The 25786-nt window shown below is 73.5% G+C and carries 22 protein-coding genes and 2 tRNA genes; 16 read left to right on the top strand and 8 right to left on the bottom strand.

Going from position 1 to position 25786, the window contains the following annotated elements:
• Positions 1 to 48 precede the first annotated feature (48 nt).
• The 4 genes from QNO07_RS25430 to QNO07_RS25415 all read left to right on the top strand — a co-directional run bounded on the left by QNO07_RS25430 (position 49) and on the right by QNO07_RS25415 (position 5233).
• Complete coding sequence (locus QNO07_RS25430) at positions 49 to 2958, top strand: UPF0182 family membrane protein (RefSeq protein ID WP_502961938.1); 2910 nt, start codon at positions 49 to 51, stop codon at positions 2956 to 2958.
• Positions 2959 to 3031: 73 nt separating this feature from the next.
• Positions 3032 to 3105, top strand: a tRNA-Met gene (locus QNO07_RS25425).
• A gap of 186 nt (positions 3106 to 3291) precedes the next feature.
• Positions 3292 to 5046, top strand: coding sequence for a tetratricopeptide repeat protein (locus QNO07_RS25420; protein WP_502961937.1), 1755 nt, complete (start codon positions 3292 to 3294; stop codon positions 5044 to 5046).
• Between the two features lie 113 nt (positions 5047 to 5159).
• Positions 5160 to 5233, top strand: a tRNA-Met gene (locus QNO07_RS25415).
• 103 nt (positions 5234 to 5336) lie between these two features.
• Here the strand turns inward: QNO07_RS25415 and QNO07_RS25410 are convergent.
• Positions 5337 to 5753 (bottom strand): Fur family transcriptional regulator, encoded by a 417-nt coding sequence (locus tag QNO07_RS25410; RefSeq protein ID WP_283994790.1) that lies wholly within the window; start codon positions 5751 to 5753, stop codon positions 5337 to 5339.
• Positions 5754 to 5914: 161 nt separating this feature from the next.
• Between QNO07_RS25410 and QNO07_RS25405 the strand changes: the two genes are divergently transcribed.
• Positions 5915 to 7381: a catalase gene (locus QNO07_RS25405; RefSeq protein ID WP_283994789.1), complete on the top strand. Its 1467-nt coding sequence runs from the start codon at positions 5915 to 5917 to the stop codon at positions 7379 to 7381.
• Positions 7382 to 7499: 118 nt separating this feature from the next.
• Here the strand turns inward: QNO07_RS25405 and QNO07_RS25400 are convergent, their stop codons facing one another.
• Positions 7500 to 7907, bottom strand: coding sequence for a CBS domain-containing protein (locus tag QNO07_RS25400; protein ID WP_283994787.1), 408 nt, complete (start codon positions 7905 to 7907; stop codon positions 7500 to 7502).
• 172 nt (positions 7908 to 8079) lie between these two features.
• Complete coding sequence (gene hisN, locus QNO07_RS25395; RefSeq protein WP_283994786.1) at positions 8080 to 8874, bottom strand: histidinol-phosphatase; 795 nt, start codon at positions 8872 to 8874, stop codon at positions 8080 to 8082.
• 146 nt (positions 8875 to 9020) lie between these two features.
• On the opposite strand from hisN, the gene QNO07_RS25390 reads away from it, so the two are divergent.
• Entirely contained in the window at positions 9021 to 9581 is a 561-nt protein-coding gene (locus QNO07_RS25390) for a TetR/AcrR family transcriptional regulator (RefSeq protein ID WP_283994784.1), read from the top strand.
• Between the two features lie 75 nt (positions 9582 to 9656).
• Here QNO07_RS25390 and rsgA read toward each other — a convergent pair whose 3' ends face one another.
• Positions 9657 to 10673, bottom strand: coding sequence for a ribosome small subunit-dependent GTPase A (gene rsgA / locus QNO07_RS25385; protein ID WP_283994783.1), 1017 nt, complete (start codon positions 10671 to 10673; stop codon positions 9657 to 9659).
• A 10-nt stretch (positions 10674 to 10683) separates the two neighbouring features.
• Complete coding sequence (gene aroA / locus QNO07_RS25380) at positions 10684 to 11997, bottom strand: 3-phosphoshikimate 1-carboxyvinyltransferase (protein WP_283994781.1); 1314 nt, start codon at positions 11995 to 11997, stop codon at positions 10684 to 10686.
• Positions 11998 to 12372: 375 nt separating this feature from the next.
• Between aroA and QNO07_RS25375 the strand changes: the two genes are divergently transcribed.
• Positions 12373 to 14106, top strand: coding sequence for a serine/threonine-protein kinase (locus QNO07_RS25375; RefSeq protein ID WP_283994780.1), 1734 nt, complete (start codon positions 12373 to 12375; stop codon positions 14104 to 14106).
• A gap of 66 nt (positions 14107 to 14172) precedes the next feature.
• Here QNO07_RS25375 and QNO07_RS25370 read toward each other — a convergent pair whose 3' ends face one another.
• A complete protein-coding gene (locus QNO07_RS25370; RefSeq protein ID WP_283994779.1) occupies positions 14173 to 14940 on the bottom strand; it encodes an adenosylcobinamide amidohydrolase in 768 nt (255 codons plus the stop codon).
• 249 nt (positions 14941 to 15189) lie between these two features.
• Here QNO07_RS25370 and QNO07_RS25365 point away from each other — a divergent pair, with 249 nt between their 5' ends.
• A complete protein-coding gene (locus tag QNO07_RS25365) occupies positions 15190 to 15900 on the top strand; it encodes an SDR family NAD(P)-dependent oxidoreductase (RefSeq protein WP_283994778.1) in 711 nt (236 codons plus the stop codon).
• A gap of 53 nt (positions 15901 to 15953) precedes the next feature.
• Here the strand turns inward: QNO07_RS25365 and QNO07_RS25360 are convergent, their stop codons facing one another.
• Complete coding sequence (locus QNO07_RS25360; RefSeq protein ID WP_283994776.1) at positions 15954 to 16667, bottom strand: M50 family metallopeptidase; 714 nt, start codon at positions 16665 to 16667, stop codon at positions 15954 to 15956.
• A gap of 203 nt (positions 16668 to 16870) precedes the next feature.
• Between QNO07_RS25360 and QNO07_RS25355 the strand changes: the two genes are divergently transcribed.
• The 8 genes from QNO07_RS25355 (at position 16871) to def (ending at position 24693) form a co-directional block, all read left to right on the top strand.
• Positions 16871 to 17689: an SOS response-associated peptidase gene (locus QNO07_RS25355; protein WP_283994775.1), complete on the top strand. Its 819-nt coding sequence runs from the start codon at positions 16871 to 16873 to the stop codon at positions 17687 to 17689.
• A 109-nt stretch (positions 17690 to 17798) separates the two neighbouring features.
• Positions 17799 to 18527: an alpha/beta hydrolase family protein gene (locus QNO07_RS25350; protein ID WP_283994774.1), complete on the top strand. Its 729-nt coding sequence runs from the start codon at positions 17799 to 17801 to the stop codon at positions 18525 to 18527.
• Between the two features lie 283 nt (positions 18528 to 18810).
• On the top strand, positions 18811 to 19650 hold the full coding sequence (locus tag QNO07_RS25345) for a sigma-70 family RNA polymerase sigma factor (protein WP_283994772.1): 840 nt from the start codon (positions 18811 to 18813) through the stop codon (positions 19648 to 19650).
• Positions 19647 to 20024 carry a mycothiol system anti-sigma-R factor gene (gene rsrA / locus QNO07_RS25340; RefSeq protein WP_283994771.1) on the top strand — a complete coding sequence of 126 codons (378 nt, stop codon included), beginning with the start codon at positions 19647 to 19649 and terminating at the stop codon, positions 20022 to 20024. Before QNO07_RS25345 ends, rsrA begins: the two co-directional genes overlap by 4 nt.
• A gap of 150 nt (positions 20025 to 20174) precedes the next feature.
• A complete protein-coding gene (locus QNO07_RS25335; protein ID WP_283994770.1) occupies positions 20175 to 21572 on the top strand; it encodes an HD-GYP domain-containing protein in 1398 nt (465 codons plus the stop codon).
• Positions 21569 to 22807 (top strand): HD-GYP domain-containing protein, encoded by a 1239-nt coding sequence (locus QNO07_RS25330; RefSeq protein WP_283994768.1) that lies wholly within the window; start codon positions 21569 to 21571, stop codon positions 22805 to 22807. Before QNO07_RS25335 ends, QNO07_RS25330 begins: the two co-directional genes overlap by 4 nt.
• A gap of 163 nt (positions 22808 to 22970) precedes the next feature.
• Positions 22971 to 23981, top strand: coding sequence for a tetratricopeptide repeat protein (locus tag QNO07_RS25325; protein WP_283994767.1), 1011 nt, complete (start codon positions 22971 to 22973; stop codon positions 23979 to 23981).
• 79 nt (positions 23982 to 24060) lie between these two features.
• The gene (gene def / locus QNO07_RS25320) at positions 24061 to 24693 is read left to right on the top strand and encodes a peptide deformylase (protein ID WP_283994765.1); all 633 of its coding nucleotides are present in this window, start codon (positions 24061 to 24063) and stop codon (positions 24691 to 24693) included.
• A 90-nt stretch (positions 24694 to 24783) separates the two neighbouring features.
• On the opposite strand, the gene QNO07_RS25315 is transcribed toward def, so the two are convergent.
• Positions 24784 to 25740 (bottom strand): ribonucleotide-diphosphate reductase subunit beta, encoded by a 957-nt coding sequence (locus QNO07_RS25315; RefSeq protein WP_283994808.1) that lies wholly within the window; start codon positions 25738 to 25740, stop codon positions 24784 to 24786.
• Positions 25741 to 25786 lie beyond the last annotated feature (46 nt).

Raw genomic sequence — 25786 nt, 5'->3', positions numbered from 1 at the left:
GGTGAGCCCTAGTATGCGGGGCCAGTTTCATCCATTGCGATCTTCGAGGTGCGCACCTTGGCTTTCCAGATGCCGGACAGGGGCTCAGGAGGTCCCACCGGACCACGGATCAGAGTCGGCCAGCCCTCCAGGCGCGCCAAGACCCTGCTGATCACAGCAGGCGTGCTGGCGGTGCTGGCCATGCTGTTTGTCATGTTCGCCGGGTTCTGGACCGACTGGCTCTGGTACCGGTCCGTCCAGTACACGACGGTCTTCACCACCACCCTGTGGACGAAGATCGGGCTGTTCGCCGTCTTCGGCCTGCTGATGGCGGTCGCCGTCGGCTTCAACGTCTGGCTGGCCCACCGGCTCCGCCCGCCGCTGAGCGCGATGTCGCTCGAGCAGCAGAGCCTGGACCGCTACCGGATGGGGATCGCGCCCTACAAGAAGTGGGTGCTGCTCGCCGTCACCGCGCTGGTGGGGCTCATCTCCGGCGCTTCCGCGGCCGGCCAGTGGCGGACCTGGCTGATGTGGGTGAACGGCACGTCCTTCGGCAAGACGGACGCGCAGTTCGGCAAGGACATCTCGTTCTTCGCCTTCGACCTGCCCTTCTACCGCTTCCTGCTCGGCTTCGGCTTCGCCGCCGCGGTGCTCTCCCTGCTGGCGGCGGCGCTCGTCCACTACCTCTACGGCGGTCTGCGTCTCACCACCCCCGGTGCCCGCGCGACCTCCCAGGCCACCGGCCACCTCTCGGTCCTGCTGGGCGTCTTCGTGGCGCTGAAGGCAGTGGCGTACTGGCTCGACCGGTACGGGCTGGCGGTCAAGTCCAGTGAGATCCGCGGCACCAGCGACTGGACGGGCCTGCGCTTCACCGACGCCAACGCGTATCTCCCGGCGAAGACGATCCTGTTCTTCATCGCGGTGATCTGCGCGCTGCTGTTCTTCGCGACGCTGTGGCGCCGCACCTGGCAGCTGCCGGTGATCGGTTTCGGCCTGATGGTGCTCTCGGCGGTGCTCATCGGCGGGCTCTACCCGGCGATCGTGCAGAAGTTCCAGGTCCAGCCGAACGAGCAGGCCAAGGAATCGCCGTACATCGAGAAGAACATAAAGGCCACGCGGGAGGCGTACGGCATCGACGATGCCGACGTACGGGACTACCAGGGCGTGACGCCGGACACCGACGCGCAGAACGACAAGCTCCGCGAGGCGGCCGACACCACGGCCAGCATCCGGCTTCTCGACCCGAGCGTGGTCTCGCCGACGTTCCGCCAGCTCCAGCAGGTCCGCGGGTACTACACGTTCCCCGACACCCTGGACGTCGACCGGTACACCGACGAGGACGGCAACGAGCAGGACACCGTCGTCGGTCTCCGTGAGATCAACATCGAGGGCATTCCCGAGCGGAACTGGATCAACGACCACTTCAAGTACACCCACGGCTTCGGCATGGTCGCGGGTTCGGGTACCGACATCGAGAACGACGGTACCCCGGTCTTCACCGAGAAGAACCTGCCGCCGGAGGAGCAGCTCGCGGGCGAGTACCAGCCGCGGGTGTACTACGGCGAGCAGACCACCCAGTACTCCATCGTCGGCGGCCCCCAGCAGGAACTGGACTACGCCGACGACGAGGGTGAGAAGACGTACACCTACACCGGCAAGAGCGGTGTGGACGTCTCCGGCCCGGTCAACCGGGCCGCGTACGCGCTGACCTTCGGTGAGCCGCAGATCATGTACTCGGGCGCCATCGGCGACGGTTCGCGCATCCTGTACAACCGCACCCCGAAGGAGCGCGTGGAGGCGGTCGCCCCCTGGCTGACCATCGACGGCGACCCGTACCCGGCGGTGGTGGACGGCAAGATCCAGTGGATCGTCGACACCTACACCACCTCCAACGGCTACCCCTACTCCTCGCGCACCACGCTGGGGGAAACCACGCAGGACTCGCTGACCGACGGGCAGCGGGCGGTGATCGCCCAGCAGGACCGGGTGAACTACATCCGCAACTCCGTCAAGGCGACGGTGGACGCCTACACCGGTGAGGTGAAGCTCTACGAGTGGGACACCCAGGACCCGGTCCTGAAGACGTGGATGAAGGCGTTCCCCGGCACGGTGGAGAAGAAGGGCGAGATCAGCAGCGAGCTGATGGACCACCTGCGCTACCCGCAGGACCTCTTCAAGGTGCAGCGCGAGCTGCTCCAGCGCTACCACGTCACCAGCGCCGGCCAGTTCTACAGCGGCTCCGAGCGCTGGCAGATCCCGGACGACCCGACGCACAAGGGCACGCCGGTTCCGCCGTACTACCTGAGCATGAAGATGCCGGACCAGGAAGCGCAGACGTTCTCCCTGACCACCACCTTCAACCCGAACCGACGGGAGACGCTCGGCGCGTTCATGGCAGTCGACGCCGATGCCAGGAGTGATGAGTACGGCAAGATCAGAATCCTGAAACTGCCGGCCAACACCACGGTCGCCGGTCCGCAGCAGGTGCAGAGCAAGTTCAACTCCGATCCGACCATCGCGGAGTCGATCAACCTGCTGAAGCGCGGTGACTCCGAGGTGGAGTACGGCAACCTGCTCACGGTGCCGCTGGAAGGCGGCCTGCTCTACGTCGAACCGGTCTACGTCCGCGGCGCCGGGACCAACTACCCGCGGATGCGGAAGGTCCTGGCGACCTACGGCGAACGCCTCGCCTTCGAGAACACCCTGGACGAGGCGCTGGACAAGGTCTTCAACGTGGACGGCGACTCACCGTCAGAACCGGCGGAGGGAGAGACGCCGCCGGCCGAGGAGGAGCCGCCGGCCGAGGAGGAGGGCGCCACCCCGCCGGGTGAGGCCCCGACCCTCTCGGAGGCGCTGAAGGACGCCAGGGAGGCCTACGAGGACGGCCAGAAGGCGCTCCAGGACGGTGACTGGGAGGCGTACGGCAGGGCCCAGAAGGACCTGCAGGACGCTCTCAAGGAAGCCGAGAACGCCAGGTAGCGACCATCCGCACGCCCGTGCGAGACGGGTACGGATGCCATCCCGCGCCGTGTTAGTGTTGGTCACGCAACGGCGCGGGGTGGAGCAGCTCGGTAGCTCGCTGGGCTCATAACCCAGAGGTCGCAGGTTCAAATCCTGTCCCCGCTACTGCACATGAGGGCCCGGAGTCACATCGACTCCGGGCCTTCTGCATGTGTGGGGAAACGGGGGGCACTGGTGTACGGAGAGTTTGAACGACCGCCATGTCGGGAAGTCGACAAATTGCTGAAGTGACCTCACTGGCTGCGGTATACCAGGTGTACCCAGGTTGCAGGTGGTGCGACGATGGACCTTATGGGGGATATGGCAAGGCTTGGGGAAACAGGCTGCCCGGACACCCTCGACGGCGCGGCTCCGCTGACGGAGCCCGCCGCCGATCTGCCCGGCGACAGCGCGGCTGCCAGCGCGCTCGGCGCTGAACTGCTGCGCCGAGGTGAACTGTCCGCAGCGGAACCGCAGTTGCGGACAGCCGCCGCAGCCGGTGACCGCGCCGCAGCCAACAACCTGGGCGTGCTCCTGCACCAGCGCGGCTACCCCGAGGAAGCCGCCGTCTGGTGGCGCTCCGCTGCGGTCGCCGGTTCCGCCGCGGCGGCACACGCCCTCGGGCGTCACCACCGCGAGCGCGGTGACGAGCCCGCGGCCGCCTACTGGCTGCGGCAGTCCGCCGAGTCCGGCCACACCCTGGGCGCCTACGCGCTGGCCGACCTGCTCGCCCACCGCGGTGAGGACGGCGCCGCGCAGTGGTTCCGGGCGGCCGCCGAGCACGGCCACCGCGAGGCCGCCTACCGGGTCGGCATGCTCGCGCTGCGCGGTGCCGAGCGAGGTGAGGCCGGCGCCTCCGCCGAGGAGGCGGAGCGCTGGTTCCGGCAGTCCGCGGCTCGCGGCCACCGCAAGGCGGCGCTGCGCCTGGGCACGCTGCTGGAGGAGCGCGATGACCTTCGCGAAGCGGGCCGCTGGTACCTGATCGCCGCCAACGACGGTGAGCCCAGGGCCGCTTGCGCGCTGGGCTTCCTACTGCGCGACGCCGGCAACGAGGAGGCCGCCGAGCAGTGGTGGCGCCGGGCCGCGCGGGACGGCGACGGCAACGCCGCGAACGCTCTCGGTGCACTGCACGCCGACCGCGGTGAACTCCAGTCCGCGGAGCGGTGGTACCGCGCCGCGCTCGACGCCGGTGACGTCAACGGCGCGTTCAACCTGGGGCTGCTGTGCGCCGGACAGGGCCGGACCGCGCAGGCCGAGCAGTGGTACCGCAGGGCCGCCTACGCTGGGCACATCGAGGCGGCCAACGCCCTTGCGGTGCTGCTGCTGCAGCGTCAGGACGCGGACGGTGCCGAGCCGTGGTTCTCCAAGGCGGCCGAAGGCGGCAGCGTGGACGCCGCGTTCAACCTGGGCATCCTGTACGCGGGCCGCGGTGACGAGCGGGCCGCGCTGGACTGGTACCGCCGGGCGGCCGACTCCGGTCACTGCGAGGCGGCCCTCCAAGTGGCCATCGCGCTCCAGCGTGACGGCGACACGGCCGGCGCGGAGAGCCGGCTGCGGCAGGCCGCGGACGGCGGCAGCGCCGAGGCCGCGTTCCGGCTCGCCTCCCTGCTGGAGCGCGCAGCGGACGAGGGTGCCGGGTCGGCCGAGCGGGCGCAGCCGGACGAGGAGGCCACGGAGTGCGAGCGGTGGTACGAGCAGGCGGCCCGCAAGGGCCACCGCCGGGCGCAGGTGCGGCTGGGCATGTGCGCGGCGGCTCGCGGGGACGTGGTCGAGGCCGCGCACTGGTACCGCATGGCCGCAGAGGCCGGGAGCAGCAACGGCGCGTTCAATCTGGGGCTGCTGCTGGCCCGGGAGGGCGCGGAGCCGGAGGCGGCGCTGTGGTGGACGCGGGCCGCCGAGGCGGGCCACGGCCGCGCTGCGCTGCGCCTGGGCCTGCTGGCGGCTCGGCGCGGTGACCTGGCCGAGGGGCGCCACTGGTGCGCGAGGGCGGTGGAGTCGGGCCCGGCGGAGGTGGCCGAGCGGGCCGCCCGGCTGAGTGAGGCCCTGCGGGCGGAGCTGAGCGCCTGAGCGGCGGCGGGATCGCCGCCGCTCAGGCGGCCCCGCCCTCCGGGCCCGGCGCGGGGTGTCCGGGCGCGATTTGCGCTGGTCGTCGCCGCGCGGCTACAGTGAAGGCACAACGACGCGGGGTGGAGCAGCTCGGTAGCTCGCTGGGCTCATAACCCAGAGGTCGCAGGTTCAAATCCTGTCCCCGCTACTTCAGAACGAAGGCCCGGATTCCTCAGGAATCCGGGCCTTCGTCATGTGCGGCTCTCCCTGAGCGCCCCGCACGGGCGGGGGCCGGCGGGGCGCGGGGGCGGTCAGGCGTCGGCGCAGGTCGGGCACACGCCGCGGTAGGTGACGGTCGCCTCGGAGATGCGGAAGCCGAACCGCTCGCCCTCGGGCAGCGCCGCCAGCGGGTCCTCGGACGGGTGCACGTCCTTGATGGTGCCGCAACGGGAGCACACCAGGTGCTGGTGGCTGTGGTGGGCGTTCGGGTCGTAGCGCTTGGCGCGGCCGTCCGTGCTGACCTCGATGACCTCCCCGAGGGAGACCAGCTCGCTCAGCGTGTTGTAGACGGTCGCCCGGGCGATCTCGGGCAGGCGTTCGGCGGCTCGCGCGTGAACCTCGTCGGCGGTGTAGTGCACGTGGTCGCCGTTGAGGACCTCGGCAACGACCCTCCGCTGTGCGGTGAGCCGCCAACCGCGGTCGCGGAGTCGTTCCAGCAGGTCGCTCATCAATCCCACCCATCGTTCAGGTCGAGCCCAGTTTAGCAGCGTGGGCCGCCTACCCCGGACTCCGTACGGGCTTCACATTCATCTTGACTTGGACAAAGTCTAAGGTAAGCTCAGGTCTCGGCGAAAGCCCAGGGACAGTACGTTGAGGCGCAGGAGGCGTAGTGACTGCTCAGAACGAGATCACCGGACCGCTCACCACGGAGTCCGGAGCACCGGTCGCGGACAACCAGAACAGCCAGACCGCCGGTGTCGGCGGTCCCGTTCTGGTCCAGGACCAGCTCCTGATGGAGAAGCTCGCGCACTTCAACCGGGAGCGCATCCCGGAGCGGGTGGTGCACGCCCGCGGCGCCGGCGCGTACGGCACCTTCACGCTCACCGCGGACGTCTCGCGCTACACCCGGGCGAAGTTCCTCTCCGAGGTCGGCAAGCAGACCGAGGTCTTCCTGCGCTTCTCCACGGTGGCCGGCAACCTCGGCTCGGCGGACGCGGTGCGCGACCCGCGCGGCTTCGCGCTGAAGTTCTACACCGAGGAGGGCAACTACGACCTCGTCGGTAACAACACCCCGGTGTTCTTCATCAAGGACGCCATCAAGTTCCCCGACTTCATCCACACCCAGAAGCGCGACCCCTACACGGGCTCGCAGGAGGCGGACAACGTCTGGGACTTCTGGGGCCTGTCGCCCGAGTCGACGCACCAGGTGACCTGGCTGTTCGGTGACCGCGGCATCCCCGCGACGCTGCGCCACATGAACGGCTACGGCTCGCACACCTTCCAGTGGGCGAACGAGGCCGGCGAGGCCTTCTGGGTCAAGTACCACTTCAAGACCGACCAGGGCATCAGGAACCTGACGCAGGACGAGGCGGACGTCCTGGCCGGTCAGGACGCGGACAGCCACCAGCGCGACCTGCGTGAGGCCATCGAGCGCGGCGAGTACCCCAGCTGGACCGTGCAGGTGCAGATCATGCCCGCGGCCGAGGCGGCGAACTACCGCTTCAACCCGTTCGACCTGACCAAGGTCTGGCCGCACGGCGACTACCCGCCGATCGAGATCGGCAAGCTGGAGCTCAACCGCAACCCGGAGAACATCTTCGCCGAGGTCGAGCAGTCGGTCTTCTCCCCGCACCACTTCGTGCCGGGCATCGGCCCCTCGCCCGACAAGATGCTCCAGGGCCGCCTCTTCGCCTACGGCGACGCCCACCGCTACCGGGTCGGCATCAACGCCGACCACCTGCCGGTGAACCGTCCGCACGCCACGGTCGCCAACAGCCACGGCCGGGACGGCCTGATGTACGACGGCCGCCACGGCGGGGCGAAGAACTACGAGCCGAACAGCTTCGGCGGCCCGGTCGAGACCGGCCGCCCGCTGTGGGAGCCCACCCCCGTCTCCGGTGCCACCGGTGACTGGGAGGCGCCCGCGCACTCCGAGGACGACGACTTCGTGCAGGCCGGGAACCTCTACCGGCTGATGTCGGAGGACGAGAAGGAGCGCCTGGTCAACAACCTGGCGGGCTTCATCGCCAAGGTCTCCCGCGACGACATCGCCGAGCGGGCGATCGACAACTTCCGCAAGGCGGACGCCGACTACGGCAAGCGGCTGGAGGTCGCGGTCAAGGCCCTCCGCGGCTGACGACGCTTGCCGTAACACCCCGGAGGGGTCGGACGCTGCTGAGCTCCGGCCCCTCCGGCATGCCGTCACCGGTCGCGCGGCCCGCGCCGCGCGACCGGTTTCCCGCGGGTGCCCCCGGTCAGGCGAGCGCGGCGCCGGTGGGTTCGGGCGCGGTCGACCAGCAGCGGACGATGTCGCGGACCGAGACGATGCCCACCGGCTCCCGGTCGTCCAGGACGATCAGGTGCCGGAAGCCGCCGCGGGTCATCGCCCCGGCCGCCTCGGCGAGCGTCCAGTCGGGCGCGGCGAACACCACCTCCGTGGTGGTGTGGGTGCCGGCCCGTTCCTGGTCGGGATCCTGCCCCGCGCCGAGTGAGTGGATGATGTCGCGTTCGGTGAGGATGCCGACGCCGCTGTCGTCCAGGTCGAGGACCACCGCGGCCCCGACCCGGCGGGCCGCCATGAGGCCGGCCGCCTGGCGCAGGGTGTGGGTCGGGCCGATGCTGAGCACCACGGTGCTCATGGCGTCGCGTACGTGGGTGGGCATGGTCGTTTGCCACCTCCTTGGAGGAACCCGCTCGAGAGTGAGTTCACAAGGGCACAAGCGAGTGAGCCTTCATGGTCACACGTGAGGTGGAACACAACAAGAGGCGCGCGACGCGGCACTCGGCCGGTTCGCGCGCCTCGGCGCCGTGGGGAGCCGCCCGGGGGGAGGCCCGTCAGCCCCTCAGATAGCCCAGCAGGTCCTCGTGCAGCAGGCCGTTGGAGGCCGCCGCGTTGCCGCTGTGCGGGCCGTCGCGCCCGTCCAGACCGGTGAACGTGCCGCCGGCCTCCTGAACGATCACCGCGTTGGCAGCCATGTCCCACAGCGACAGCTCCGGTTCGGCGCACATGTCGACCGCGCCCTCGGCGACCATCATGTAGGGCCAGAAGTCGCCGTAGGCCCGCGTCCGCCAGCAGTCCCGGCCCAGGTCGAGGAACCCGCCCAGCAGGCCCCGCTCCTCCCAGCCGCTGAGCGAGGAGTACGCGAACGAGGCGTCACGCACCCGCGACACCTGGGACACGTGCATCCGGGTCGCCTGGGACAGGCTCCGGCCGGTGTAGGCGCCGCTGCCCTTCGCCGCCCACCAGCGGCGGTTCAGCGCGGGCGCCGAGACCATGCCGACCACCGGGTGGTCGCCGCCCTCGCCCATCTCCATCAGCGCGATCAGCGTCGCCCACACCGGCACACCGCGCACGTAGTTCTTGGTGCCGTCGATCGGGTCGATCACCCAGCGGCGCGGGCCGCTGCCCTCGGTGCCGAACTCCTCGCCGAGCAGCGCGTCCCGGGGACGGGCCCGCTTCAGCGCGCTCCGGATCAGCTCCTCGGTCGCCTTGTCCGCCTCGGTGACCGGCGTCATGTCGGGTTTTGTCTCCACCTTCAGGTCGAGCGCCTTGAACCTCTCCATGGTGGTGGCGTCGGCGGCGTCGGCCAGTACGTGGGCGAAACGCAAGTCATCGTGGTACTCCGGCATGGGTGAACAGTAACCAGTGCGATGCCCGACGGCCGCACGAGCACCTTCCCGGGCGGGGCGCACACCGGCCCGTCCGCTCCCTTGACACCGGCCGACACCGCGTCAATTCTGTGCGGCAGGTCCATCGTCGGACCGGGAGGGGAGCCATGCCCGCCGCGCGTGAAAGCCTGCTGTCCGCCGCCCAGGCAGCCCTCACCCACCGGCCCTGGGCCACCGTGCGCATGGTGGACGTGGCCGCTGTCGCCGGTGTCTCCCGCCAGACGCTCTACAACGAGTTCAGTTCCAAGGAGGGCCTCGGCGCGGCGCTCGTCGAACGCCGGACGGAGGCCTTCGTACGCGGGGCGGCCACCGCGGCCGCCACCGCCCGCCGGGCGGGCGGCGACCCGGCGGTGTGCTGCGCGTCTGCCGCCGGCTGGCTGGTCTACCGGGCCAAGGAGGAACCCCTGGTGCGGGCCGCGCTCACCGGGAGCTGGGACGCCCGGCTGCCGCTGCCCGGTGACTCCCCGGAGCTGCTGCTGCGCCGCCTGTGCGAGCGGCTGGTCGCCGTCCTCGGCGGCCCGGAGCAGGTTCCGCCGCGCGCCGTCGAGACGGGGCTGCGGCTCGCCCTGTCGTACGTGGTGGCGCCGCCGGCCGAGCCGGAGGTGCCGGCCCGCGTCGCGGACACCGTGACCGCGCTGCTGCGGCGGCGCACCACCAGCCCGTACTGACGGCCGCCGGCCGGACCCGGCGGACACCGGGGGCACCGCCGGGCAGGGGCGCCGCCGACCCGGGGCGGCCGGGGCTCAGTCGCCCTCGCGGCGCTCGCGGGTGGCGAGCAGTCGGCGTAGCGAGTACAGCCGGGCCGGGTCGGCGTGCCCGGCGGCCACCCAGGCGTCCAGTGCGCACTCCGCCTCGTCGTGGCTGCACGAGCGCGGGCACTCGGCGGTGCCCGGCTCCAGGTCGGGAAAGGCGTTGATGACCCGCGACGGGTCCACGTGGTGCAGGCCGAAGGACCGCACACCCGGAGTGTCGATCACCCAGCCCCCGCGGCCGGGCGGAGCGTCCGGATCACCGGTCGGCAGCGGCAGTGCGAGCGCCGAGGTGGTGGTGTGCCGGCCGCGCCCGGTGACGGCGTTGACCACACCCGTCGCCCTGATCCGGTCCGGGACGAGCGCGTTGACCAGTGTGGTCTTGCCCACCCCCGAGTGCCCGACGAAGGCGGTGACACGTCCCGCCAGCAACGCCGCGACCTCCTCGGTCGAGCCCTTGTGGTGCACGGCGACCGCGGGCACACCCAGCGGCGCGTAGCTGGCCAGCAGGGTGTCGGGGGAGGCCAGGTCGGACTTGGTGAGCACCAGCAGCGGGGTGAGCCCGGCGTCGAAGGCGGCGACCAGGCACCGGTCGATCAGCCGGGGCCGCGGTTCGGGATCGGCCAGCGCGGTGACGATGGCCAGCTGGTCGGCGTTGGCGACGACGATGCGCTCGAACGGGTCGTCGTCGTCGGCCGTCCGGCGCAGCACCGACGAGCGCTCCTCGACCCGCACGATCCGAGCGAGCGTGTCCTTCTCGCCGGTGCGGTCGCCGACCACCGCCACCCGGTCCCCGACGACCACACCCTTGCGGCCCAGTTCGCGGGCCTTCATCGCGGTGACCGTGCGGTCCTCCACCAGGCAGGTGATGCGGCCCCGGTCCACGGTGAGCACCAGGCCCTCCACCGCGTCCTCGTGCTTGGGACGCTGGTGGGTGCGCGGCCGGGTGCCGCGGCGGTTGGGGCGGAACCTGATGTCGTCCTCGTCGGTGTTCTTGCTGTAGCGCCGCATCGCGGGTCCCTCAGACGCCTTCACCGAGCATGTCGTGCCACATCCCGGCGAAGTCGGGCAGCGTCTTCGCGGTCGTGCCGACGTTCTCCACCTGCACTCCCGGCACCACCAGGCCCAGCAGCGCCCCCGCGGTGGCCAGCCGGTGGTCGTCGTAGGTGTGGAAGACGCCGCCGTGCAGCGGGCGCGGGCGGATGTGCAGGCCGTCCTCGGTCTCGGTGACGTCGCCGCCCAGGCCGTTGATCTCCCGGGTCAGCGCGGCCAGCCGGTCCGTCTCGTGCAGCCGCAGGTGCGCCACGCCGCGCAGCACCGACTCGGAGTCGGCCAGGGCCGCGACCGCCGCGATGCCCGGCGTCAGCTCGCCCACCTCGCCCAGGTCGGCGTCGATGCCCTGCACCTTGCCGGTGCCGGTGAACGTCAGCCCCCGCTCGGTCAGTTCGCAGCTTCCGCCCATCGCGGTGAACAGGTCGCGCAGTGCGTCACCCGGCTGGGTGGTGTGTGCCGGCCAGTCGGGGATCGTGACCCGGCCGCCGGTGACGAGCGCGGCGGCCAGGAACGGCTGCGCGTTCGACAGGTCCGGCTCGACCACCAGGTCGCGGCCCAGCAGCGCACCCGGCGTCACCCGCCACACGTCGGCCTCGCCGCCCGCCTCCGGGGTGTCCACCTGCGCGCCGGCCGCCCGCAGCATGTCCACCGTCATGCGGATGTGCGGCATCGACGGCAGCGTGCCGCCGACGTGCCGGACCTCGACGCCCTGGTTGAAGCGATGGCCCGACAGCAGCAGCGCGCTCACGAACTGGCTGGAGGAGGACGCGTCGATCTCCACCGCGCCACCGGTCAGCGAGCCGCCGCCGAACACCGTCATCGGCAGCGCGCCGCGCCCGTCGTCGTCGATCATGGCGCCGAGCGCCCGCAGCGCGTGGATGACGCCGTGCAGCGGCCGTTCGTAGGAGCGCGGGTCGCCGTCGAACCGCACCGGGCCGTCGGCCAGCGCGGCGACCGGCGGCAGGAAGCGCATGACCGTGCCCGCGTTGCCGACGTCGACCGTCGCCGGGCCGTGCAGCCCGGCCGGGATGATGCGCCACGCCTCGCCGGTGCCGTCCGGGCCCACGCCCTCCTCGATGCCGACGCCGAGCGTGCGCAGCGCCTCGGCCATCAGCACGGTGTCCCTCGAACGCAGCGGCCGGCGCAGCCAGCCGGGTTCGGCGGCCAGGGCGGCGAGCACGAGTCCGCGGTTGGTGACCGACTTCGATCCGGGCACGGTGACGGTCGCGTCGACGGGGCCGGAAGCGGTCGGCGCCGGCCAGAGAGCGGTGTGGTCGGTCATGGCCCTCACTTTAGTGGCTGTTCAGCGCCTCCCCACGTCCCCGGTCGGGGTGGAACCGGGCCCGGGCGCCGCTTCGCCACCACCCGCCGCGGTGGTGCGCCGCTCCCGCCGGCGGACGGCCGGCGGCGGGGCGCCGGGCAGCCGAACGGGTGGCGGGCGCCCCGCGCCCGGCGCACTCCCCGCCGGGGGGTGGCGGAAACCGTGGCAGCGCCGGATCGCCGGATCGCCGGATCGCCACGGGTCGGGTGCGGCACCATGTGGGTCTCGACGTCCCGCACCACCAACCGGCTCCGGCCGGAACCGCGCCGGGCGGGGACGCCGGGTCACTACGGGGGTGGAACGTCCGGCGCGAGGGCTGGGGGACCAGTGGAATCCGTGCAGCGACTCGAACCCGCGGACCCGCGGCAGATCGGCGGCTTCCGGATCGTCGGACGGCTGGGCGCCGGCGGCATGGGCCGGGTGTACCTGGGCCTGTCCCGCGGCGGCCGGGCGGTCGCGGTGAAGGTCGTCCGGCCGGAACTGGCGGAGGACCGCGAGTTCCGGCAGCGCTTCCGCCGCGAGGTCGTCGCGGCCCGCCGCGTCAACGGCGCCTTCACCGCGGGGGTGGTGGACGCCGACCCGGAGGCGGCCCCGCCCTGGCTGGCGACCGTCTACGTGCCGGGCGTCTCGCTGGACGAGGCGGTCGCCGCGCACGGCCCGTGGCCGCAGCCGTCGGTGCTCGCGCTGGCCGCGGGCCTGGCCGAGGCGCTGGAGGCCGTGCACGCAGCCGACCTCGTGCACCGGGACCTCAAGCCGTCCAACGTGCTGCTGGCCTCCGACGGGCCGCGGGTCATCGACTTCGGCATCTCGGTGGCCGGCGAGGCCAGCGCGCTCACCCGGACCGGCATGGTGGTCGGCACACCCGGGTTCATGTCGCCCGAGCAGTTGACCGGCCGCCCGGTGGGACCGGCCAGCGACGTGTTCTCGCTGGGCGCGGTCCTGGCCTTCACCGCCTCCGGCACCGGGCCGTTCGGCAGCGGATCGGCGCAGGCCCTCATGTTCCGCGTCGTGCACGAGCAGCCGGAGCTGGACGCGCTCTCCGGCAGACTCGCCCAACTGGTGGCGCGCTGCCTCGACAAGGACCCCGCGCGGCGCCCGCAGGTCGAGGAGCTGCTGGCGTCGGTGGCGGGGGCCGCCGGCAGCGAGGGCGGCACGGTGGCCTTCTCAGGCGCGCGCTGGCTGCCGCCGACCGTGGCCGCCACGGTCCGCGCACGCACGGACGAGACCACCGCGACGCACGGGCCCGCAGCGGACCCCGCGCCGGGTCCGGGGCCTGCGCCGCGCCCTGACCCGTCATCGGGCCCCGTGCCGGACCCCGCGCCGGGTCAGGGCACTCCGCCCGGGACTCCGGCGCCCCCCTGGCCGCAGCCGCAGCCGCAGCCGCAGGGGCAGTGGGGGAGGGGTGGGCCGACGTGGCAGCCGGGGCCGGCCGGGCATCCCGGTCACCCCGGCCCTCCGTCCGGTGCCGGTCACCCCGGCCGGAGGACGGGCACGGCGGTGGTGACGGTGTGGTCGGTGATCGCCGCGGTGCTGGTGGCCGGGCTGGTCGTGTGGAGCGGGTACGCGCTCAGCGGCGCGGGCAGCGGATCGGGCGGGACGCACGGCTCCGGCACGGAGGGGTCGACGCCCGGCGGCGGCGAACTCGACGGCCGTCCGGCGACGGACGGCCCCGACCCCGGAGGCACGGGAGGCGACAGCGCCGAACCCCGGCCGTCCTCCGGCACGTCCGTACTGGCGGTGGCCGGTACCTGGCAGGGGACCTACGAGTGCCTGCAGGGGACAACCGGTCTCCAGCTGACCGTGGGGCCTGGTACCGACGGCCAGGTGCACGCCGTCTTCTCCTTCTTCCCCGTGCCCTCCAACCCGGGCGTGGCCAGCGGCTCGTTCGTCATGGTCGGTACCTGGGAGGACGGTGTGCTGCGGCTCTTCGGCGACCGCTGGATCCAGCAGCCCGCCGGATACGAGATGGGCGACCTGGCCGCCCGGTACGACCCGGCCGCCCCGCGGCGACTCCAGGGGCGGGCCATCGGGCCGGGCTGCACCACCTTCACCACCACCAGGTCCGGCTGACCGGCGACCGCCCGCGGCACACGGGCACGCCGGACCGGCTCCGACGGGCGGTCAGCGGTATCCCCACTACCGCTCGGAGGGCCTGCCCGGATGCGCCTGCGCGGCACGGGCGGGCGGGACGTTCCGACCGGGTGCGGACTTCCCGTCGGCCCGGTCCGCCGCGGCGCCCGCCAGCACCGCGGCGTGCACGGCCCTGGCCAGCGGGGCGCCCCAGCGGGACCGGGGGCCGGCGAAGGGCTCGGCGGTGCGCCCGGGGGCGAGCGCCGGCACGATGACGGCGACGGCGTCGGACGGCGTGCCCGAGCAGTCCAGTCCGGCGTCCAGCAGCGCCTGCACCTTCGCCTCGGTGGCGGTGGCCACGGCGTTGACCAGGGCGGCGTCCGCCAGCGGCGCCGGCAGGGACACGACGATGTTCACCGTCCCGGCCGGAGGTGCGCCGGGAGCGCCGGGCGCCGGTGAGGCGGCCCAGGTGCGCACGCCCAGGCCCGTGGTCACCACGGCGTGCACGCCGTCGTCGTGCGCCTCGGTGGCGCGGCTGACGTCGGCGGCGGTCATCAGCCCGGCGCCCGGGCCGCGCAGCCCGGCCGCGCCGGCGATCTGCGCGAGGTGGGCGGCCGGGTCGGTCCGGCGGTAGCCGGCGGGCACCTGCGCGTTGAGCACCCAGCGCCGCTCCCCGATGCCGCCGCCGAACACGGCCGTGCTGCACACCCGGCTGCCCGGCGCGAGCCGCCACAGCAGTTGCGGCAGCACGCGGCCCTCCTCCCGGCGGGTGGCGGCGACGGGCACCGGCAGGGGGCGTTCGGGCCGCCCGGGAGCGGTGGGCGCCGTCGTCATCGCTGCTGCTCCGGGACGTGGGGGCGGACGGCGGCCGGGTCGGTCCGCGCCGGTCGATGGTATGCCGCCCGGCGGACGGCGCTCCCGGTGGTGACGCCCCGAGCGCCCCGGGCCCCCGGTGTCCCGGGCCCCCGGCGCCCCAGCCCCGGCCTACCGCCGCGCACGCCGGGCCGCTGCGGCGCGTCCTCCCGGGGCGTGGTGACGGTCCGGGTGACTCTGGGGGCCGGACGAGCCGAGAGGGAGAAGCGCATGGACTTCGACGGAGCCCGGGTGCTGGTGGTCGGCGCCACCGGTGTGATCGGCGGCGCGCTCGCCGGTGAACTGGCCGCCCGCGGCGCGCAGGTGGCGCTGGCCGGCCGGGACACGCGGCGGCTGGCCGAGCGGTCCGGCGAACTGGGTGGACGGCCCACCCGGGAGTGCGACGCCTACGACCTGGACGGCTGCGGGGCGCTCGCGACCTGGGCACGGCAGGAGCTGTCCGGCCTGGACGCGGTGGTGTGCGCGACGGGAGTGGCCGCCTTCGGCCCCGCCGACGAGCTGCCCGACGAGGTCGCGGAGCACCTGATGGCGGTGAACGCGCTCGCCCCGATGGCCGTCCTGCGCGGAGCGCTGCCCCTGCTGCCGTCCGGTGGTGCGGTGGCAGCGATCACCGGTGTGCTGGTGGACCGCCCGCAGCCCGGCATGGCCGCCTACAGCGCGGCCAAGTGCGCGCTGAGCGCCTGGCTCACGGCTGTCCGCGGTGAGCAGCGCAAGCGGAAGGTGGCGGTGGTCGACGCCCGGCTGCCGCACCTGGAGACGGGCTTCGCCGGGCGTGCCGTGGCCGGGCAGCCGCCGGCGATGCCGGCCGCCGCCCGACTGGACGCGGCCGTCGCGGGCATCGTGGAGGCGGTCGGCACCGGCGCCGCCCTGGTCCTGCCCGGTGACGACGGCGGTGTGCGGATCGAGGCCCGGGCACGCTGACCGGCCGCCCACCCGGCGTGCGCCACACAGCGGTCCCCGGCGGGCGGCGCCGGTCAGACGTCGAGCAGCCAGCGACCGCCGCCGATCAGCGAGCACAGCGACACGGCGTGGAACAGCAGCAGCCAGCCGCCGGCCGGCACGTTCGTCAGCCGGTGCAGCTGGTCGGCGTCGGAGTCGGGCGCGCCGCCCCCGCGTCGTTTGCTCTGCAGTTCGAAGACGGGCCGGACCCCGCCCAGCAGCAGGAACCACACCACGCCGTAGGCGAACGCGGCCTGCACGCCCGCCTCGGTGAGCCAGGAAACCAGCAGGAACACCGCACCGGTGAGCACCACGCTCAGCACGCCGTAGGCGTTGCGGACCATGACCAGCAGTGCGAGCAGCAGGGCGGTGGCACCCCACAGCAGCGCCGTGATGTGGCCCGCCGCGAGCAGCCAGGCCCCTCCCAGCCCCAGCAGGGACGGCGCGGTGTACCCGGCGGCGGCGGTGAGGACCATGCCGATGCCCGTCGGCTTGCCGCGCGAGACGGTCAGCCCCGAGGTGTCGGAGTGCAGGCGCACCCCCTCCAGGCGGCGGCCGGTGAGCAGGGCGACGAGGCCGTGGCCGCCCTCGTGCGCGATGGTCACCGCGTTTCTCGCGACCCGCCAGGACAGCCGGGTGCCGACCACCGCCAGCGCGACCACGCCGGTCGCGATCACCAGCCACAGGGCCGGGGTCTCCTGGGTGCCGAAGACCTGGTCCCACATCTCGGTGAAGCTGTCGACGTTCATGCGTCCGTCCCCTTAGTGCTGCTGCCCCCACTGCCACTGCCACTGCCCAACGGACGCCATCCCACCAGAGTGCCGCCGCTGCTCCCGCACCGGTCCCGGCTGCCGGGCGCCCGGCAGCCGGGACGGAGGACCGCTCGGCGATGTCCGCGCCGCTCGGCGGAAGTCCGCGTCGGTTGTCGGTGCCGCGTGGCAGGCTGGACCGCATGTGCGGTAGGTATGCGGCGAGCCGGCAGCCCGAGGACCTGGTCTCGCTCTTCGACATAGGCAGGTGGGAGCCCACCGAGGCGCTCGCACCGGACTGGAACGTGGCACCGACGAAGGAGGTGTACGCGGTCCTGGAGCGCCCGGTGAAGGACTCCGGCAGTCCGGAACCGGTGCGCCAACTACGCCCGCTGCGCTGGGGCCTGGTGCCGTCCTGGGCGAAGTCCCCGGACACGGCCGCCAAGATGATCAACGCGCGGGCCGAGACGGTGCACGAGAAGTCCTCCTACCGGCGTGCCTTCACCTCCCGGCGCTGCCTGCTGCCGGCCGACGGCTACTACGAGTGGGTCACCGCCCGGCCCGAACTGGACCTGGAGCAGCAGGGCCGCCGCAAGCGCCCCCGGAAGCAGCCCTACTTCGTCACCCCCGCCGACGGCTCGGTGCTCGCGATGGCCGGGCTGTACGAGTTCTGGCGGGACAGCACCCTGCCGGAGGGCGATCCGCGCGCCTGGTGGGCCACCTGCACGGTGATCACCACCGAGGCCGAGCAGGCGCCGCTGCCCTCGGCGGACGGCGGCGCCGTCCCGTCGTCGCTCGCGGACATCCACCCCCGGATGCCGGTGGCCCTGCCGCCGGACCGCTGGGACGCCTGGCTCGACCCGCGCCGCAGCGGCGTCGACGAACTGCGGGCGCTGCTCGCCGACCTGCCCACCGGCAGGCACCGCGCCTACCCGGTCAGCACCGCGGTCAGCAACGTGCGCAACAACGCGCCGGAGCTGCTGACGGAGCTGGAGGCCCCGGAAGAGGGCACCCTGTTCTAGTGCACCCTCCTCACGACGCTCGCCACGACGCTCGCCAGGATCATCGCCGCGGCCCCCGCCCCGGTCCTCACCGCCACCCCCGTCCGGTCCCGGCGGGCGGGGTCGGGCGGTGAGCGCCGCCGGGCCGGAGCCGGCCCGCGCGGTGCCCAGCGGCACGTCCCTGGTCGGTACGACGGCGGGGGAGGCGCGCATCACCTGGTTCCGCGCTCCCGGCGCCCGCCGTGTGCTGGCCCTGGGCCACGGCGCGGGCGGCGGCATCGAGGCGCGGGACCTGCAGGCGCTCGCCGCCGCGCTGCCGGCGGCGGGGTTCACCGTCGCCCTGGTCGAGCAGCCGTGGCGGGTCGCCGGTCGGAAACTGGCCCCGGCGCCCCGCGCGCTCGACGCCGCGTGGACGCAGCTGTGGCCCGCCCTCACCGAGGAGGGCGTACCCGTGGTGACCGGCGGCCGCAGCGCCGGAGCGCGGGTCGCCTGCCGCACCGCGTCGGCACTGGGCGCCGCAGCGGTCCTGGCGCTGGCGTTCCCGCTGCACCCGCCGGGCCGTCCGGAGCGCTCCCGCGCCGACGAGCTGCCGACCGGTGCGCACGAGGTGCCGCTGCTCGTCGTGCAGGGCGGCCGGGACACGTTCGGCCGGCCCGGCGAGTTCCCCGACCTGCCGTCCACCGCCGCTCTGGTCGAGGTGCCGTACGCCGATCACGCCTTCGCCGTCCCCGCCCGGCTGCCCAAGGACGTGGCTGCCCGGGCGGCCGAGTCGGGAGTGGCCCCCCAGCCGCTGCTGGGGCAGCCGGCCGCGCTGGACCTGCTCACCTCGTCGGTGGCCGAGTGGCTCGACCGGCTGTGAGGCGCGGCGGGCGGTGAGGCTCGACCGGCTGTGAGGCGCGGCGGGCGGCGGCGGGCCTCAGCTCCCCGGTGGTTCGGTGTTCCCCGGTGGTTCGGTGTTCCCCGGCGGTTTCGGTGCCCCCGGTCCGCACCGAGACCGGCCGGACAGCCCTTGGGACATCGGGTGACGGCCGGGAATGCGTCCGGCCGTCGCCGTGTTGTCACGGGTACACCGGTACGCGTGCGTGCCGGGGAGGAGCGCGGTGTCCGCACCGCCACGACGTGATGGAGAGGGAGCCACCCCTATGGGTTCAGTCGCTTGCCCGCAGCGCCCCAAGGCCGCCGAGCTGGACTGGGCCACGCTCGCACTGGCCGGCGCGGGCCGGTCTCAGGCGGCGGAGGGTGCGGATCGTCGTCTATTCTCCGTTTCGGGCGGGTCCGCTCTCGGACTCGCCACCGTCACGGAGGAGGTGGGTACGGTCGCCGGGACCGAGGACCGTTCGGACAGCGCCCCGCAGGAGACCGACGCAGAGCGCAACGCGCGCTTCGAGCGCGACGCACTCGGCTTCCTCGACCAGATGTACTCCGCCGCGCTGCGCATGACCCGCAACCCCGCGGACGCCGAGGACCTCGTGCAGGAGACGTATGCCAAGGCGTACGGGTCCTTCCACCAGTTCCGGGAGGGCACCAACCTCAAGGCGTGGCTCTACCGCATCCTGACCAACACCTTCATCAACTCCTACCGCAAGAAGCAGCGCGAGCCGCAGCGCAGCGCCGCCGAGGAGATCGAGGACTGGCAGCTGGCCAGGGCCGAGTCGCACATGTCGACCGGTCTGCGCTCGGCCGAGTCCCAAGCCCTCGACCACCTGCCGGACTCCGACGTGAAGGAGGCCCTCCAGGCCATTCCCGAGGAGTTCCGGATCGCCGTCTACCTCGCGGACGTAGAAGGCTTTGCCTACAAGGAGATCGCCGACATCATGGGTACCCCCATCGGTACGGTGATGTCCCGGCTGCACCGCGGGCGCCGCCAGCTGCGGGGCATGCTGGAGGGTTATGCGCGGGACCGGGGGCTGGCGCCCGCCGGGGCCTCGGCCGACTCCGGCCCGGCCGACGCGTCGCACAACCGGAAAGGTTCCACCTCATGAGCTGCGGAGACCCTCACGAGACGGACTGCTCCGAAGTCCTGGACCACCTATACGAGTACCTGGACCAGGAGATGCCGGTCGGCGACCGCGCGAAGCTCGCCGAGCACTTCGACGAGTGCTCGCCGTGCCTGGAGAAGTACGGCCTCGAACAGGCCGTCAAGAAGCTGGTCAAGCGGTGCTGCGGCCATGACGACGTGCCGACCGACCTGCGCTCGAAGGTGATGGGCCGCATCGAGCTGATCCGGGCCGGCGAGGCCGTGCCCGACGAGGCGGTGATCGAGACCACCGGCTACTCCCACGGCGTGCCCGAGGCCTCCGACACCGAGCAGGACGCGGTGAGCGGCGCCCCGGCGGCGCGCAAGCACCTCACCTGACCCAGCCTCACCGGCAAAGCCAGGAATCGCGCCGGATGTTCACTCGAAGGGGTTAATCCGCTCGCAAGTGACCGGCCAATAACCGGATAAGCCCGCTTGCGACCGTCGCGCGCTCCTATTCTCCCGACGCGGAGGACAAAGGGGTGCGCGATGCGGGAACGGCCGCTGCCGTGGAGTGCCAGGACGTACATCGGCGCCGCCGTGGCCGGCTGCGCTCTGGCTGCCGCCCCGGGCCTGCTGCCCGCGGCCCAGGGCCTGACGCGGACGCACTGGCCCACCGTGGCCCTGCTCGCCCTGGCCTACGCCGCCTGCGAGTGGCTGCCGCGATGCCCGCTCCTGGCGCACCGCATGCCCAAGGAGATCAGCGCCCCGGCCGACCCGGGCGGTTCACCGCCGCGATGGGCCACCCCGCTCCCGCTTGCCGCCGCCCTGCTGCTGCCGCCCCCCGCCGCGCTGCTGGCGGTACTGCCGGGCGCGCTGCTGGGCCGGACCGCCGGGGGGCGCCCGCACCGCGCCGCGCGCCGGATCTGGCACGCCGCGCAGCTCGGCCTGGCCGTCTGGACCGCAGCGCTCGTCCACCACCTGCTGGGCAGCGCCGACGCGCTCGGCCGCCCGGCTCCCGCCCTGCTGCTGCCCGCGCTGGCCGCCGCCGCGGCCTTCAGCCTCTTCCTGACGCTGTCCGACGGAGGCGTCCTGGTCGCCGCCGAGGGCTGCTCACCGCGGGCGGCGTGGCGCGGGCGCCTGCTGCGCGGCCTGGTCCCGCACCTGGTGCACGGCCTCGCCGGGCTGATGACGGCGCTGCTGTGGGTCGGCCCCTACGGGCCGCCGGCCGCACTGTGCGTGCTGATGCCCATGGTGACCGGCTGCTGGGTCGTCGCGCAGTACCAGCGGGAGCGCGCCGCGCACCGGGCCACCGTGCGAGCCCTGGTGCAGGCCGTCGACATCAAGGACCGCTACACCCGCGGGCACAGCGAGCGGGTCGGGCGGGCCTCGGCACTCATCGCCGCCGAACTGGGCATGGACGCGGACCGGACCGAGGCGCTGCGGCTCGCCGGAATCCTGCACGACGTGGGCAAGCTGGGCGTGCCGACCCGAATCCTGCGCAAGGCCGGGCCGCTGACCGACGAGGAGCGCCGGATCATCCAGCTCCACCCGGAGTACGGCCACGAGATGGTCCGCGGCATCTCCTTCCTCGGTGAGGCCCGCGCGGCGATCCTGCACCACCACGAGCGGCTGGACGGCAGCGGATACCCGCACGGGCTGCGCGGCAAGGAGATCCCGGAGACCGCCCGCGCGGTGGCCGTGGCCGACACCTTCGACGCCATGACCTCCACCCGCAGCTACCGGCGTGCCCGTCCGGTGGCCGAGGCCGTCGCCGAGCTGCGCAGGTGCGCCGGCCGGGAGCTGGACCCGCGGATGGTCCGGGCCCTCGTCCGCGCGCTGGAACGCGGCGGCTGGTCGCCGGCCGTCACCGCCGACGGACCGGCCCCCGACCTGCCCGCGGCCCGCACCGCCGCCGCGCTCGACCCGACGGGCCGCCACCGGTGAGCCCGGTCGGCTTCACCGTGCGCGCGGCGGCGGTCCTGGTCGCCGCCGCCTCACTCGGCTGGACGCTCCGGCACGGCCTGGACGACCCCGCCGTGGCCGTCGCCTTCGGCCTGGTGGTCCTGACCGGCGAACTGCTCCGCGCGGCCCTGCCGGGTGACGGCGAGGCCGCGCCACTCGCCGCCGCCGCGGCCCTGGGCTACGCCCTGCTGGTGGAGTCCGGTGGTGAACCGGCCGCGCCCGGTGCCGCCCAGGCCGTCACCGTCACCGCCGCCGCGGTGCTGCTGGGCCTGGCCCGGCGGCAACCGCCCGGCGGGGTGCCCGCCGCCGACGGGCTCGCGCGGCGGGTGCTCACGGTGGCGTTCGCCGCCGCCTGCTTCCAGCCACTGCACGCCTCCGGCGCGCTCGGCCCGGCCGCCTCGCACGGGCAGTGGCACGTCGTGGTGATGCTCGCCGTCCTGGTGCTCACCGGGCTGAGCGACGCGGTGCTCGGCGCCGCGCTGTCTGCCGGCCGCGCCGGCCGGCCGTTCGCGGCGCTGCTGCGCGACGAGCTGCGCGCGCTGCGCGGCATCGGCTCGGCGGTGTGCGCGACGGGCGCGGTCATCGCCCCGGCCGTCGCCACCGCCGGGCTGTGGGCGCTGCCGGTGTTCTGCGTGCCGCTGCTGCTCACGCAGCTCTCGCTGCGCCGCTACGGCGCCTCGCAGACCGTCTACCGGCAGACCATCGCGTCGTTGGCCCGGTCCACCGAGGTCGCCGGGCACACCCCGCCCGGTCACGCCCGCCGGGTCGCCGAGCTGAGCCGGGCCACCGGGCGCCGCCTCGGGCTTCCGGAGGCCGAACTCACCGTTCTGGAGTACGCCGCGCTGATGCACGACATCGGCCAGCTGTCGCTGCTGGACCCCGTGCCCGGCGGCGCGACCGAGCTGCTCGCGGCCGACAGCCGCCGCCGCATCGCCCGCCTGGGCGGCGCGGTGGCCCGGCAGTCCGGGGTGAGGGAGGAGGTCGCCGTGATCGTCGAGCGGCAGGCCGACCCCTTCCGCGGCCAGCCGCTGCCGGCCCGGATCGTGCGTGCCGCCAACGCCTACGAGGACCACCGGCGGGTGGCCGCCGGGGCGTGCGGCCCGGTGGACGGGTCGCTGCGGGCCCTGGAGCAGCTGAGACTGGCCACGGCCCACGAGCTGGACCCCCGCGTGGTGGAGGCGCTGGCCGGCGTCGTCTCGCGCGGCGCGTCGGACTGACGCAAGCTGGGGGCCGGCAGGCGGGGAACATGTCCGGGATCCGTCCGGCCGACGGGTAATGAGCAGGCCCCTCAGCGGGCATGGTTGGATGCGAGGAGAGGGACCGTTGACGGGCCCGCTATCGGGCACCACCTCCAACAGGCGGGAATCAGGCGGGATCATCGTGAGGATCTTCGGCAGGGCACGGCACCGACCGTCAACCGACTGGCGGCTGGCGACCGACCGGGCGTTCACGCTCATCGGGGACGGCCGCTACGAGGACGCGGGCGCGCTGCTCACCCGTGCCGCCGACCTGGAACCGTGGCTCTCGGAGTCCTGGTTCAACCTGGCGCTGCTGCACAAGTTCCGGCACGACTGGGAGCAGGCCCGCACGGCCGGGCTGCGGGCGGTGGCGCTGCTGGACCGGGCGACCGGCGCACCCGACTGGTGGAACGTCGGCATCGCCGCGACCGCGCTCCAGGACTGGCCGCTGGCCCGCCGCGCCTGGCAGGCGTACGGCCTGCGGGTGCCGGTGACGGCCTCCGACACGGCAGGCACCTCCGAGCCGCGCGGCATGGAGCTGGGCGGCGCGGCCGTGCGGCTGTCCCCCGAGGGTGAGGCCGAGGTGGTGTGGGGGCGCCGGCTGGACCCGGCCCGCATCGAGATCCAGTCCATTCCGCTGCCCTCGTCGGGGCGCCGCTGGGGTGAGGTGGTGCTGCACGACGGCGTCCCGCACGGCGAGCGCACGCTCACCGCGGGCGGCACCCTGTCGGCGTATCCGGTGTTCGACGAGATAGAACTCTGGGCACCGTCGCCGGTGCCCACCTGGGTGGTGCTGCTGGAGGCAGCCACCGAGGACGACCGGGACGCCCTGGAGCGCCTCGCCGCCGACGCCGGGTACGCCGCCGAGGACTGGTCGTCCTCGGTGCGGCTGCTCTGCCGGTCCTGCTCGGAGTCGCGCATGCCCAGCGACGAGGGTGACGGCACCGTCCGCCAGGACCCGCACGACCACAGCGCGCCCGGCCAGCCCGGCCCGCTGGGCCACATGAGCCCCGGCGGCCCCGGCCAGCCGTGGGTGCCCGAACGCGAGTGCGGGCTGGCCGCGCCCGCCGGCCTGGTCAGGGGGCTGCTGGACGGCTGGGTCGCGGACAGCCCGGACACCCGTGAGTGGCGGGATCTCGAAGAGGTCTGCTGAGCCGGTGCCCGCGCCACGTACCCTGTAGGGCGACCCACTCGGCAGGTGTGGGCCGGCAGCGAGGAAGGCGAACGGCGGCATGGCGCAGCAGCAGGACACCCGATCGGAGCCGGTCGACGAGTTCGTCGACGACACCGTGGACTGCGAGGAGCGGGAGGAGGCGTACCGCGCTCGCGGGACCGCCCGGCCGATCACCGTCGTCGGCAACCCCGTGCTGCACCGGGAGTGCCGGGACGTCACCGAGTTCGACGGCGAGCTGGCCCGGCTGGTCGACGACATGTTCGCCTCGCAGCGGGCCGCCGAGGGCGTGGGGCTGGCCGCCAACCAGATCGGCGTGGACCGCAAGGTCTTCGTCTACGACTGCCCGGACGACGACGGCGTGCGGCACGTCGGTGTGGTGGTCAACCCGGTGCTGGACGAGCTGCCGGCCGAGCGGCGCGTGCTGGACGACAGCAACGAGGGCTGCCTGTCGGTGCCCGGCGCGTACGCGTCGCTGGCCCGCCCCGACTTCGCGGTGGTGCGCGGCCAGGACGCCGAGGGCAAGCCGATCACGGTGCGCGGCACCGGCTACTTCGCCCGCTGCCTGCAGCACGAGACGGACCACCTCTACGGCCGCCTGTACATCGACCGCCTCTCCAAGCGGGAGCGCAAGGACGCACTGGGGCAGATGGCCGAGGGCACACCGCGCTACGACACCGTCCCCAACGACTGACCGCCGAACGACTGACCACCGAACTGACCGCCGAGGACGGGCCCGCCCGGAAGCGGGCCCGTCGGGTGAAGGCGGGCTGCGGGCGGGCGGTCAGAACTCGTCGTCGAAGGACACCGAGCCCTCCACCGCCACCTGGTAGGCGGAGGCGCGGCGCTCGAAGAAGTTCGTCAGCTCCTGCACGTTCTGCAACTCCATGAAGGAGAACGGGTTCTCCGAGCCGAACACCGGCTCCAGCCCCAGCCGCACCAGCCGCTGGTCGGCGACGCACTCCAGGTAGGCGCGCATCGACTCGGTGTTCATGCCGGCCAGCCCGTCGCCGCACAGGTCGCGGGCGAACTGCAGCTCGGCCTCCACCGCCTCCTTCATCATGTCGACGACCTGGGCGCGCAGCTCCTCGTCGAACAGCTCCGGCTCCTCGGCCCGCACGGTGTCCACCACGTGGAAGGCGAAGTCCATGTGGCAGCTCTCGTCGCGGAACACCCAGTTGGTGCCGGTGGCCAGGCCGTGCAGCAGGCCCCGCGAACGGAACCAGTAGACGTAGGCGAACGCGCCGTAGAAGAACAGCCCCTCGATGCACGCGGCGAAGCAGATCAGGTTCAGCAGGAAGCGCCGCCGGTCGGCCGCCGTCTCCAGGCGGTCGATGCTCTCCACCGAGTCCATCCAGCGGAAGCAGAACTGCGCCTTCTCCCGGATCGAGGGGATCTTCTCCACCGCCGCGAACGCCTCGGCCCGCTCGTCCGGATCGGGCAGGTAGGTGTCCAGCAGCGTCAGGTAGAACTGGACGTGCACGGCCTCCTCGAACAGCTGGCGCGACAGGTACAGCCGGGCCTCGGGGGAGTTGATGTGCTTGTACAGCGTCAGCACGAGGTTGTTGGCGACGATGGAGTCACCGGTGGCGAAGAAGGCCACCAGGCGGCCGATCATGTGCTGTTCGCCGGCCGACAGCTTGGCCAGGTCGGCCACGTCGGAGTGCAGGTCCACCTCCTCGACCGTCCAGGTGTTCTTGATCGCGTCCCGGTAGCGGTCGTAGAACTCCGGGTAGCGCATCGGCCGCAGGGTCAGTTCGAAGCCCGGGTCGAGCAGGTTGCGGACG

Origin of the sequence: Streptomyces sp. 549 (assembly GCF_030124175.1) — a bacterium.
In the GTDB taxonomy this organism is placed as follows: domain Bacteria; phylum Actinomycetota; class Actinomycetes; order Streptomycetales; family Streptomycetaceae; genus Streptomyces.
Note: the sequence above shows the minus strand (reverse complement) of the source record. Positions and strands in the feature narration are given on the sequence as shown.